The 11822-nt window shown below is 39.5% G+C and carries 14 protein-coding genes, 1 tRNA gene and 1 pseudogene; 7 read left to right on the top strand and 9 right to left on the bottom strand.

Features of this window, described 5'->3' with window-relative positions; all coding sequences use genetic code 11:
* The first annotated feature begins 38 nt into the window (after nt 1–38).
* The 3 genes from FRE64_RS11855 to FRE64_RS11845 all read left to right on the top strand — a co-directional run bounded on the left by FRE64_RS11855 (nt 39) and on the right by FRE64_RS11845 (nt 1076).
* The gene (locus tag FRE64_RS11855) at nt 39–260 is read left to right on the top strand and encodes a hypothetical protein (RefSeq protein ID WP_146296436.1); all 222 of its coding nucleotides are present in this window, start codon (nt 39–41) and stop codon (nt 258–260) included.
* Nucleotides 257–529, top strand: coding sequence for a ParE family toxin-like protein (locus FRE64_RS18190; protein WP_146296435.1), 273 nt, complete (start codon nt 257–259; stop codon nt 527–529). Before FRE64_RS11855 ends, FRE64_RS18190 begins: the two co-directional genes overlap by 4 nt.
* A 232-nt stretch (nt 530–761) precedes the next feature.
* A complete protein-coding gene (locus tag FRE64_RS11845) occupies nt 762–1076 on the top strand; it encodes a hypothetical protein (protein ID WP_146296434.1) in 315 nt (104 codons plus the stop codon).
* A gap of 133 nt (nt 1077–1209) precedes the next feature.
* Here FRE64_RS11845 and nblR read toward each other — a convergent pair whose 3' ends face one another.
* From nblR to aroC, 4 genes and pseudogenes are all read right to left on the bottom strand, one after another.
* Nucleotides 1210–1878 carry a response regulator transcription factor NblR gene (gene nblR / locus FRE64_RS11840; protein WP_146296433.1) on the bottom strand — a complete coding sequence of 223 codons (669 nt, stop codon included), beginning with the start codon at nt 1876–1878 and terminating at the stop codon, nt 1210–1212.
* Between the two features lie 29 nt (nt 1879–1907).
* Nucleotides 1908–2827 (bottom strand): annotated as a pseudogene (locus tag FRE64_RS11835) (NAD(+) kinase).
* A 78-nt stretch (nt 2828–2905) separates the two neighbouring features.
* Nucleotides 2906–3880 (bottom strand): SDR family oxidoreductase, encoded by a 975-nt coding sequence (locus FRE64_RS11830; RefSeq protein WP_146296432.1) that lies wholly within the window; start codon nt 3878–3880, stop codon nt 2906–2908.
* A gap of 71 nt (nt 3881–3951) precedes the next feature.
* The gene (gene aroC, locus FRE64_RS11825) at nt 3952–5055 is read right to left on the bottom strand and encodes a chorismate synthase (protein ID WP_146296431.1); all 1104 of its coding nucleotides are present in this window, start codon (nt 5053–5055) and stop codon (nt 3952–3954) included.
* Between the two features lie 235 nt (nt 5056–5290).
* Here aroC and FRE64_RS11820 point away from each other — a divergent pair.
* Nucleotides 5291–5364: transfer RNA gene (locus tag FRE64_RS11820), tRNA-Met, on the top strand.
* A gap of 107 nt (nt 5365–5471) precedes the next feature.
* Here FRE64_RS11820 and FRE64_RS11815 read toward each other — a convergent pair.
* From FRE64_RS11815 to FRE64_RS11800, 4 genes are read right to left on the bottom strand one after another with little or no spacing between them, the layout of a single operon-like run.
* Nucleotides 5472–6596 carry a THUMP domain-containing class I SAM-dependent RNA methyltransferase gene (locus tag FRE64_RS11815; RefSeq protein WP_146296430.1) on the bottom strand — a complete coding sequence of 375 codons (1125 nt, stop codon included), beginning with the start codon at nt 6594–6596 and terminating at the stop codon, nt 5472–5474.
* A gap of 12 nt (nt 6597–6608) precedes the next feature.
* Nucleotides 6609–7316 carry a dual OB domain-containing protein gene (locus FRE64_RS11810; protein ID WP_186708803.1) on the bottom strand — a complete coding sequence of 236 codons (708 nt, stop codon included), beginning with the start codon at nt 7314–7316 and terminating at the stop codon, nt 6609–6611.
* Nucleotides 7304–7741: a DUF488 domain-containing protein gene (locus FRE64_RS11805; protein WP_146296428.1), complete on the bottom strand. Its 438-nt coding sequence runs from the start codon at nt 7739–7741 to the stop codon at nt 7304–7306. Before FRE64_RS11805 ends, FRE64_RS11810 begins: the two co-directional genes overlap by 13 nt.
* A complete protein-coding gene (locus tag FRE64_RS11800) occupies nt 7738–8370 on the bottom strand; it encodes a DUF488 domain-containing protein (RefSeq protein WP_146296427.1) in 633 nt (210 codons plus the stop codon). The genes FRE64_RS11805 and FRE64_RS11800 overlap by 4 nt, the downstream gene beginning before the upstream one ends.
* A 110-nt stretch (nt 8371–8480) precedes the next feature.
* Between FRE64_RS11800 and FRE64_RS11795 the strand changes: the two genes are divergently transcribed.
* Entirely contained in the window at nt 8481–8843 is a 363-nt protein-coding gene (locus tag FRE64_RS11795) for a DUF2237 family protein (protein ID WP_146296426.1), read from the top strand.
* Between the two features lie 14 nt (nt 8844–8857).
* Here the strand turns inward: FRE64_RS11795 and FRE64_RS11790 are convergent, their stop codons facing one another.
* Complete coding sequence (locus tag FRE64_RS11790) at nt 8858–9421, bottom strand: VOC family protein (protein WP_222597915.1); 564 nt, start codon at nt 9419–9421, stop codon at nt 8858–8860.
* A gap of 163 nt (nt 9422–9584) precedes the next feature.
* On the opposite strand from FRE64_RS11790, the gene FRE64_RS11785 reads away from it, so the two are divergent.
* Nucleotides 9585–10202, top strand: coding sequence for an RNA polymerase sigma factor (locus FRE64_RS11785; protein WP_146296424.1), 618 nt, complete (start codon nt 9585–9587; stop codon nt 10200–10202).
* Between the two features lie 23 nt (nt 10203–10225).
* Nucleotides 10226–11653 (top strand): protein adenylyltransferase SelO, encoded by a 1428-nt coding sequence (locus FRE64_RS11780; protein ID WP_146296423.1) that lies wholly within the window; start codon nt 10226–10228, stop codon nt 11651–11653.
* Nucleotides 11654–11822 lie beyond the last annotated feature (169 nt).

Genomic DNA, 11822 nt, shown 5'->3' with positions numbered 1-11822 from the left:
CAAGAAAGATAAGAGATGCTTTTAATTGCTAGACAAAAATGACTAATTTATTAATAGAAGCCTTTAATAAAGCCCAAAATTTGCCAGAACATCTTCAAAATGAACTCGCTCAAAAAATGATTGAAGATATTGAAAGCGAGCTTAAATGGCAAAAGATCTTATCTCAACCTCAAAGTTCCTCTCTAGATGAATTAGCCCGTCAAGCCTTAAATGATTCTTGGGAGGGGAAAACTAATGAAATGGGCTTTGATGAACTATGAAGTCCGAACTAACTAATGATTTCGTCCAACGTTTTGCTCAATTACCCGATGGAGTTAAACAGACGGCACGGAAGAATTATAAACTCTGGAAGGATAACCCAACACATCCTAGTTTAGAATTCAAGAAACTCAATACTCAAGAACCTTTGTATTCGATCAGAGTCGGAATCGGTTGGCGGGCTGTCGGAGTGCTAAAAACATCAGATACAATCGTTTGGTTTTGGATTGGCTCACATAGCGAATATGATAAATTGTTGAAAAATTTATAAGCATGAAGTTTGTCAAAATCTAGCACTTAAATAATAACTAATGCGAAGTGAATGGAGATGATCGCCGTTTTGGAAAGGGAAGGAAGCGCGATCGCGCTTCGGAAGATTCCGTATTTTCGTCTATATCATAGAGTAGATAATAAGTCCAGTAAAAACACAAAGTTCACAGTAAACAGTAACTTAACTTAACAATCAGTAACCTAAAGGTATTGAGAGCTAAAACAAAGACTATATGGTATTAACAACAGAAAGAACAACAACACTGCAAGCATTACACACTCAATATGTGGAGGCGACAAAACAAAATTATCCTGATGCTTACCTTTTTTCTCTAGAAGAAATTATGGCTAATGTTGCTGAAAATGCGAAACCCAGTGATGATATCAACGCCTTAACGACAAGCGTCTTAGAAGCAATGATTTATACGTCTTCTAACACGGTACAAGAAATGATCGAACGGGCTGAGGCTGACTTTATTCATCGTTATCAAGAAATGACTCCTCAACAGCAAAAGGTCTGCAATCAGTATCGATTAAAATTTCGGTAACAAAATCCTGATGCTGGCGAAGCGAGCAGGATAGAATAAATGCGATCACGTGTTGCAAGAATAATGTGAGAGAAGCGCGATCGCGCTTTAATAAAATGGTCATTGGTTTACAAACAACGAAGGAGAAAAATATTTATCCTTCTCTTAGCACATAACCCACGCCACGAACAGTTTGAATTAAACGTTTATGTCCTTCTTGTTCAATTTTTAAGCGCAAATAACGAATATAAACTTCAATTACATTAGATTCACCACCATTATTATCTTCCCAAACATTTTCTAAAATTTGTTCACGGGTGAGAACTTCTCCAGGATGAGACATTAAATACTTAAGCAGATCAAACTCTTTAACTGTAAGCTCAATTTTTCTTCCATTACAATAAACACAACGGTGAGATAAATCTAATACTAAATCGCTAAAATGCAGTTGCTCTGGAGTTTTTGTTGAGGGTTGAAGATACAGTTTTATTAACTCTAGAAATTGCTCCGTTTTATAGGGAAGTAAGGTATAATCATCTGCACCCGCTTCGAGACAAGCTACGCGATCGCGCAATTGATCCTGATTCATAAACAGTAAAATCAATACTGGGTTATTATTTCCTCGAATTTGGCGACACAGCTTTAAACCTTTCTCCCCAAATTGTGCTTGATCGATTACTACCAGCGATGGCTGTAACTCTTTAAAATAGGGTTCTCCTTGTTCAGGGTTAGAAACCACTGTTACCGTATAACCGGCATGGGTTAAATCTAAATTCACCTGTTGAGCGAGGTAAGGATCATTTTCAATGAGTAAAACCGACATAGCAGAAGCCCTCCAGGAGCAATTAACTTTTAAGGTAGCTCGACAGAAGTTGGTTTGGCGATATGGGGTAATCCCCAGCCGAGTTTTTCTCTTAAGACACGGAAAATTCTGGACGTTCCAGACGAATAAAATACGCCGAGTAGTTTGCTTTTGCAACATAAACGAGATCTTTCGGTTGTACATAACAACCCCCGTTACCATCTACCACCATCACTAACTGATGTTCTTCACTAGCAGAATGAATGGTAATCAGTTCTTGATCGGAAAAAACTAAAGCCCGTGAAGCAAGAGAATGAGGACAAATCGGAACTAATTGCAACACAGGGACATTGGGGGTTACCACCGGACCACCAGAACTCAAAGAATAAGCGGTAGAACCAGTGGGAGTAGAAACAATGATCCCATCAGCTGCAATATCTACAGGGGCATGATGCCCAACAGTTACCTCAAAATGACACATACTTGTCATAGGCTCCCGGTGAAGCACCATTTCATTTAAGCATAAAGCCTCCCACTGCAAACGCTCTCCTCGCATTACTTTTACAGTAATCATTGAGCGTTCTTCCACATGGTAATTTCCTGCTAATACTTCCTCCAAAGCAGGAAAAAGTTGATTCAAGTAAGTTTCTGTTAAAAAGCCCATGTGTCCTGTATTAACAGTTAATAAAGGGATATTATAGGGAGCTAACTGTCGGAACGCAGACAAGACAGTACCATCACCCCCTAAGACTAAGCAGAACTTGATTGTTTCATCAAAGCCTGGAGGGGTTAACTTGTCCATGGGCGTATGACACACAGGAGTTTCAGGACTGGAATATCCTAAGAGACCTCCCACTCCTGTGGCGAGTACCACTTCCCATCCTTCCTGTTGGAGTTTTTCTTGGACTTGGCAAGCGGTTTGGTAAGCAACTGGTTTATTATCGTTATAAATAATGCCTATTTTCGGCACGACTACTAATCCGTTTTTAGAATTTTATTATGAATACAAGAATGTTCTTCTGATTGTATCGTAAGGCAAAAGAATTCATTAAGACTGAGATTTAAAGGGAGTTTTCTTTTTCTTGCTTTTTTCTTTTTCGTAATTAATCTCTTTTAATTTCTTCATAATCCGTGAGAAGTATTCTTTTAAGTAGGTTTCAAGGCTAGTCATGTCATTAGGCTTAAAACCAAAGGTATCATAAACTTCCTTCATATCCGCGTCAAACGGTTTGCCACTGACTAACACATTAGCGAACATTAAGCGGTCAGAGGCATTACGTGTCCATTGGAAAAATCGCATTGCTCGTGATAAGAATTTTAATAACCCCATGGGGAGACGAGAAATTTTTGCATTTTTTCCTGAGAGTTGTTCACAAAGATTAATAATTTCGTCAGCAGTCCAAGCTCGTGATCCAGCAAGGGGAAATGTTTTTTGTTCAGTTTCAGAAACTTCTAAGGCGCGTACCCCAAATTTAGCAATATCTAAGGTATCCATGTAAGCAATAGGGGTGCTTTCTCCTGTTACCCACACGGCTTGGTTATCTAAAATGGGAATCGCATATTGAGGGATTAATCCCTGCATAAAGCCACAGGGCTTGAGAATTGTGTAATTGAGTTCTGCATCTTTTAAAAATTGCTCAGTGCAGCGTTTAATGTCCATGAGGGGAACATCAGGATAGGCTTCTGCATTGAGAATCGAAAAAAAGATATAACGCTCTACCCCTGCTTTTTTACAGGCTTGGATTAAATTTACTTTGCCATCCCAATCAACATTTTTGATGGTTAATGCGTCAGTAGGACGGGCGGTAGCAGCATCAATAACGGCTTCTATGCCTTCTAAGGTGCGGGGTAATGTTTCAGGTTGACATAAATCTCCTTTAACCAGTGTTGCTCCCCATTCTTTAAGAAATGTTGCTTTTCTGGGGTTTCTCACCAAACATTTTACTTGATAGCCTTTTTCTAGAGCATGACGGACGATTTGCCTTCCTAGGGTTCCCGTAGCCCCGACCACTAATATATCCATTTATAAAAATATGAGAGTATCTTAAACTTTCTATAAGATTCTATCAAAAAGTGTTGCTTTCTGTATTAGTATTACTCCCCTTCTTGTTCAAAAAGGTGGCATTGAGCGCGATCGCGCAGTAAGTGATCACACAAAACAAGGGCAACCATAGCTTCTACCATAGGAACTGCCCTTGGTAACACACAGGGATCATGTCGTCCTTTGGCGGCTAATTCCGTGGCTTCCCCACTGCTGGTAACAGTTTCTTGGGATTTCCCGATTGTAGAAGTGGGCTTAAAGGCAGCACGGAGAATAATATTTTCCCCATTACTAATTCCCCCTTGCACCCCTCCAGAATAATTACTGCGAGTGCGAATATTTCCCTCTTCATCAGGGTAAAAGGGATCATTATGTTCACTTCCTCGTAAAAGCGTTCCCGAAAAGCCAGAGCCAATTTCAAAGCCTTTACTGGCAGGTAAGGACATAATCCCTCTTGCGAGATCTGCTTCTAATTTATCAAAGACTGGTTCCCCTAATCCTCTGGGAACATTTCTCACTACACATTCGACAACACCACCAATAGAGTCTTTTTCGCGGCGAATTTGCTCAATGAGATCAATCATTTGCTGGGCGCATTCCCCGTGAGGACAACGGACAATGTTGCTTTCCACTGCTTCTCGGGTGACAGTATCGGTATCAACTGGGGCTTCTAAATCTTTAATTCGTTTCACATAGCCCACAATTTCCACATTAGCAACTTCACGGAGAATTTTTTGCGCGATCGCGCCAGCCGCCACTCTGCCAATAGTTTCCCGCGCTGAAGATCGTCCCCCTCCTTGCCAATTACGAAAGCCATATTTCGCATCATAGGTAGCATCAGCATGAGATGGGCGATAAGTGGTTGCCATTTCGCTATAATCTTGAGGGCGAGTATCTTTATTCGGAACTAAAATCGTAATTGGTGTTCCTGTGGTTTTCCCCTGAAATACCCCAGACAGAATTTCACAGGTATCCGTTTCTTTACGAGGGGTGGTAATCTTACTTTGCCCTGGGCGGCGGCGATCTAATTCCAATTGGATTTCTTCTGCGGAAATGGGAAGTTGTGGCGGACACCCATCAATAACGACACCAACGCCACCGCCATGAGATTCCCCGAAGGTACTAATGCGAAAAAGTTGCCCAAAGATGCTACCCATAGAGTCTAATTACTTGTCTTGCTTGAGAGAGGGAGAGATTCTTATTGTATCTTAATGTGCAAAATCATCTCCCGACATAATTTTATTAATCCGTGCAGGAAATAGTTAACACCTAGAGACTGGTATATTGAACTAGCTGAGCCCAAAAATAGCGATTCCCCAACATTGTTCAATATCATTTTCTTTTTTTACTTGTCACTACTCAAACTTTATGTTTATAATAGCTAAAGTGCAACGCGGGATAGAGCAGTCTGGTAGCTCGTCGGGCTCATAACCCGAAGGTCGGTGGTTCAAATCCGCCTCCCGCTATTTTTCAAAATGTATTAGCGTCGTTACTAGTAACCTGTCTTGAATCCTTTTGATGGGGCTCCCAATGTAATTTTCGATTCAATAGGAGAGCATCAAGTTGTAATACTTCACATAATCTCGTACCGTAAAAGGGTACAAGGAATTGAACCATTGTAAGCGGGGATGCGTTTTGAGGTTCTTAAACCAATTTGTTTGGTTAGTTCTTTATTTCCTGATAAAACATAAGCAATCCAACCCTTAAAACGTTGCTTAAAAACATCTCCAAGTTGTTTGTATAATTGACCCAGTTCTTTGACTTCTCCAAGGCGTTTGCCGTAGGGGGGATTACAAATAATAATGCCTTGCTCACTAGGTGGTTCTAAGTTTTCAAGATCTATTTGGGCTAAGTCAAGATGGTGATTAAGATTACAGTTTTTGGCATTGGTTTTAGCTTGTTTTAACATTTCAGAAGCGCGATCGCGCCCATAAATTCCAGCAGGAAGTTCTGATCGTTGCTGTTGTCTTGCTTCTCGTTTTAATTGTTGCCAAAGTTGAGGATTAAAATCTGACCATTTCTCAAAGGCGAATTGTTTTCTAAATAACCCTGGGGCTATATTGAGCGATTGTAATCCTGCTTCAATTAGAAATGTTCCTGATCCGCACATAGGATCAAGTAACGGTAAATGAGTTTCCCAATCTGTCATTTGTAATAAAGCGGCGGCAAAGGTTTCTTTTAAGGGGGCGACTCCCATTGCAGGGCGATAACCGCGACGGTGTAAACTCTCTCCTGTACTATCTAAGCTCAGGATAGCGTAAGTATCTTTGATATGGAGATTAATAATTAAATCAGGATTTTCTAAATTAACATCTGATCGTTTTCCAAAATAGTCTCTTTGCTGATCCGCGATCGCGTTTTTAACTTGTAAAGCACTAAAGTGAGTATGATTCAGTTGTTTATTTTTCCCTGTACAGTGAACCATTAATGATTGTTCAGGAGATAAATATTTCTCCCAATTAACGCTTTGCACCCCTTGATAAAGTTGTTTTGCATTATGACAAGGAAACTTTTGGATAGGAACTAAAACCCGAAAAATAAGCCGCGACCAAAGATTTATTTGATAGAGTAATTTTTGATCTCCTTGAAATTCTATTCCTGTAAAGGTGGGATTAACTTTCTTTGCCCCTAATGCTTCTAATTCTTGAGCGGCAATTTCTTCTAATCCTCGTGCTACTGTAGCAAAATATTGATTCATTTTCTTAGGAAATCAAAAAGGAATATCTATAATATCATCATTGCGATTATTTTGCGGTTCTAACTCGATAACACCTGCTAAGAGTTTCCAACAGGGATCATCTCCTTCCCAATTATCAGGACGATAAGGCATACTTAAACTAACCGTGACTAAACAGGGAACATTAGGCTGTTCTCCTCGATCTAGTTTCTGAACAAATACAGGATCAGTAATACCAATTCGGCGAAGAGTTTGTCCATTTGCTGTTACAATTGTAGCTTGATATTGATTGCTTCCTGTATCTCTTAATTTCTTTTCTACGGAAAATTCTGTTACATAAACTAATTGCAGGGTATTTCGTTGTAAAAATGGTTTTCTGGTGATTTCAGTAACGGTGACATACTTTTTATGATTATGCAAAACATAATGATCTCGCTGACAATATCTTAAAATATCTTTTGGGACAACTTCACCTTGCTTTCTCCATTCTCCCGGTAAAACTGATAAATTTTCACTTTCAAATCCAAAGTCATTACCCTCTTTTGCTAGGGGGATTGCGATGATATCTAATAATTTTGGTTCTTTCCCATTAATTAAGCGCATAGAAAGTGGAATACGACCATCTTCTAAGCTAGAGATAGGACGCACCCAACACCCTGTTTGAAGATTAATTCCAGCAATACAGCGATCGCCGTGTTTCCAAGAATTGGCTAAACAAATAATTGAGGTTAAAGGTGACATATTTCTACATCTCTCCACTTTTGTTGTAAGTATTCTGCAACGAGGCGACGGTGACAATAATGAGGCTTGGCTTCACTACATAATAAACAACTACAGTGAAGAGACTCTGGTGAGAATTGTTTGTCGATCGCGCGATCGCTGATTAATTGATAAAATGCTTTTTCGTAGTCTTCCCAACTCATTTCTTTTTGACGATATTGGCTTAATAAATTCTTAGTGGGGGCGAGAGAGATTTGATGATCATAATCAATAGACTTTAAAGACTGGAGAAAGTATTGTAAATCATTTTTTTTGGCAAACCCTGATAATTGAGAAGTGTTATTAATTCGGGTATCTATTACTTTTTTAACGCCCACTTTTCCGAGAGTTTCAAAGAAATTTTGAGCAGTTTTCTGGGTAAATCCAATCGTGAAAATTTTAATCATGATTTTGCCTGATAAGCCACTTGTTGAGATTGTAAACGATAAGCCTCATTTAACAGTTCTTCTGGAGACTTTTGAGGCGGAGGGAAATCCAAGTCAAATAAAGAAAGCTGTTGAGTTGTTGCTTCTTCTGTAGGGAAACCCTGTTTTTTAAGTAATCGTTTTTCTAAGTCTTCATGGGTTTCTATTTCTCCATTTTTTAAAATATGGTTAATTGCTAAGTGATCTTGACGTAAATAGCGACAAACTAATAAAAAACGATGACAATCTAACGGGTCTTTTTCCGCACACATTAAAGCAGTTCGATATTTCTTAATCCCTTCTAATAATCGCTTTTTTCCTGCCTTGAAGGTTTCTGTCCCTGCCATTTTATCATAATCTGCTTGCCCGTTGAGATAACAATTCTCTTCCTGCGGTCGTCCTCCTAATTCCTTGCCAAGAAAAACATATTGTATTCCTGCTTCCATTAATGCTAGCTTCAAATTAGGCTGATTAAAATGAGTAAGATAACGGCTATAAGGTTGAGAACGAACATCAGCAAGGGCGGTAATATTATATTTTTTAAGGAGAGAAACAAAGTCCGCTATAGAATGATTAGAATGTCCAATTGTGAATAAAATTTGCTCACTCATTTTTTTAATTCCTCATCGCTTTAATAATAAAAATAACCTCAATCTCCAGTGTAGATTGTTCCTGATTAGTATGCTAAAATCTAGCATAAATAACAATGGAGAAAACAAGGATGACTGAAGCCACCAATGTTTTAGGAACCCCTTTAGAATTGTGTTGTAATCAACCCAAGACAGGATTTTATCGCGATGGCTATTGTAATACAGGTGGACAAGATTTCGGGTTGCATGTAGTTTGTGCAGAAGTAACAGCAGAGTTTTTAGAATATACTAAATCCCAAGGCAATGATTTAAGTACCCCAAGACCCATGTTTGATTTTCCAGGACTAAAACCGCGCGATCGCTGGTGTCTTTGTGCCTCTCGTTGGGAAGAAGCGAGACAAGCTGGTGTCGCACCACCTGTTGTTTTAGCTTCTACGCATGCTCGAGCTTTAGAAGTGATCTCCTTAGAGACTCTCAAAAAATATGCCGCATAAAAATCCACAACTAACTAGTTAGAAACTTCTGCCATTTCAATCACTCGTTCATCCAAATCTTTAACTAAAAAGTTTAAAGGTTTGGTGCGACGGACTTTAAATTTTAGTCGTCGCGCTTGCACTTGCATTAAAATTTGTTCTAAACAATCGTGATCAAAACATACGTGACGATCGCGCTCTTTGTGACCGTAATTTGCACCACTAATTATATGCAATTGTGTATTTTTTTTCAGTTGATACCAAAGTCCTTCTGAAGCAGCAAAACCAGGATTACTAGCCATTCCTGTATTCGCAGACATATACATGGGATCAATAGCAGTTGCCCCTAAAGATTGTTCATAATTGTAATAATAGTGGAGTGGCACTTCGGCAATAGGTAAATTTAAAACTCCCTCATAAAACTGACGAGCCACCTCTAAATCCGATACCATAACAGTGTGGACTTTTGGTGCGCTAGTAAGAAAGAGCCACATTGCCCCTGCATACGCCACCAACAACATGACCATGATTCCCTGGGTGGAAAAAACTGTATCCAATCCAGGAAGAAAAGCCGCGATCGAAGTCATATTAACAATCATTTCCCAAGCCATAAGCAGATCATTCAATGTGTTACAGTCAAAACTTACCGACAAATTAAATCAGATGCGGTAAAGTGCAATAGGTGATTACCCCTGTGAGGTTAAACGCTAGTGCTAGACTAGCTTATCCTATTTTATATTTGTTTTAGGTTGATGAACACTCGTGCAGATTCCTAGTTTTCCAGAAGCAAACCACCCTCTTATTCAACCCTTATTCCATCATAGCGATTTAGAATTACTGACTCTGTTACAGCGACATCCTGAACAGGGAAAATATTTCATAGCTATTTTTTGTCGCTATAGTCCCCTCATTTATACAATTATCCGTCACAGTGCGCGATCGCGCATTCAATCTGACTATCTTTTTGCCCAAATTTGGCGGCACTTGTACTATGAGATGCAAGGTCTCAACATTAATGAATTAGACGTTACAGGGGATAATTCCCTGCAAAGCTGGTTAATTAAAATGGTAGCTGTCACCCTCAACCAAGTAGAAATTCCCCCTGTTAAAGAAATCAATTATGATTTAAAAGCTGCTCCTCCTCCCTTTTGGTGTCATCTAGAAATTGCCCTCAATAAACTTCCTCCTATTGTGCGTTTAATGGTATTAATGGCACAAACCTTTCATTGGAGTGAATCACGGATTGCTGAATATCTACAAGAGCAAAAGGAAAATTTGAGTGTTGAGGAAGTAAAAAGCGGATTAAAACAGGGTTATAAACTATTAGAAACTGCTTTACCAGATGATATTCGTATGATTTATCTCTATCGTGATCAGTAAAAAAATTGGTAACTTAAAAAAGCATGACTAACTCCAATCCCTTTCTCAATCTCAACTACGAAACCGCCCTCGAAAACCTTGGACACGACTACTATGATCCTGTCACCGCCGCTGAATTTCCGCGCCATTTGTTACGGTTTCGCAATGACCAATTACTTCCCTTACTTAACTTAACCCCCTCAGAGGTAACAGACGAACACTTTATCGAAGCCTTTGGCAAGTTTCAAGCAATTCGCCCATTTCTTGCCCTCCGCTATCACGGTTATCAATTTGGCAGCTATAACCCATATCTCGGAGATGGGCGAGGGTTTATTTATGGACAAGTACGGGGGAATGATGGTCGCTTATATGATTTTGGCACAAAAGGCTCAGGACAAACCCCTTATTCCCGCACTGCTGATGGCAGATTAACCTTAAAAGGGGGCGTGAGAGAAGTTCTCGCTAGCGAAGCCTTACATCAATTAGGAGTTCGCACCTCTCGCTGTCTCAGTCTCATTGAAACAGGAGAATCACTTTGGCGTGAAGATGAACCCTCCCCCACTCGCGCCTCAGTTTTAATTCGCATGAGTCATTCTCATATTCGCTTTGGCACATTTGAACGCCTCAATTACTTGCAACGCCCTGATTTAGCGAAAAAATTATTAGATCATGTAATTTACTACTATTACCCTCACTTAGAAAATGAGACAGAGAAATATGCTTACTTCTATCAGGAATTAGTGCAAAGAGTAGCAGAATTAGCGGCTCAATGGATGGTTGCTGGCTTTTGTCATGGGGTACTCAATACCGATAATATGTCTATTACAGGGGAAAGTTTTGATTATGGCCCCTATGCCTTTATTCCTACCTATAGCCCTCGTTTTACTGCAGCTTATTTTGACTATTCGGGATTATACTCCTATGGTAATCAACCTCGCATTTGTCGCTGGAACTTAGAAAAATTGCAAGCCCCCTTAGCAATGGTAATGTCAGTGAAAGACTTAGAGAAGGGGTTGGAGAAATTTGAACCCCATTATCAGCAACAGTATCAGCAGTTAATGCTAGAGAAATTAGGCTTTGTGTCTTTATCCCCAGAAACGGGAACACAGTTAGTAGAAGAAACAGTTAATTTATTATACGAAACCCAAGTTCCTTATCATCGTTTTTTTGCAGAATTAGCAAATTGGTTTAGCCCTAGTTGGCAACAAAAGTCTAATATCATTTTAGAAAATGCCGAATTTGTGGAACAGTTACAAGCAAGGGAAACGCTTTGGGAAAGTTGGCAACAGTGTTATCAACAAGCCTTAAAAGAATGTTCTGAACAAGAGTTAGAAGCAGTTGCGTCTCGTCTGAAAGCGAAAAACCCCAAAACTGCCCTCTTACGCCCTGTTATTGAGTCAGTTTGGGAACCGATTAGTTTAGAAAATGAATGGGATCCTTTTTACGCGCTATTGGAAGAAATTCAAAGTTAAAATCCTTATGACAAATAGCTCCATATAGCAATCCTAAATCAGTTGTAAATTTTTAGTTGGGATCCCCCCTTTAATTCCCCCCTTACTAAGGGGGGTGGGGGGGATCGTAATGTTGAGCTAGTTTTTACAAATGAGATCATGTTGCTATAGTTGGTAACAGATTACTTGG

The organism is Euhalothece natronophila Z-M001 (assembly GCF_007904085.1).
Lineage (GTDB): Bacteria > Cyanobacteriota > Cyanobacteriia > Cyanobacteriales > Rubidibacteraceae > Halothece > Halothece natronophila.
Note: the sequence above shows the minus strand (reverse complement) of the source record. Positions and strands in the feature narration are given on the sequence as shown.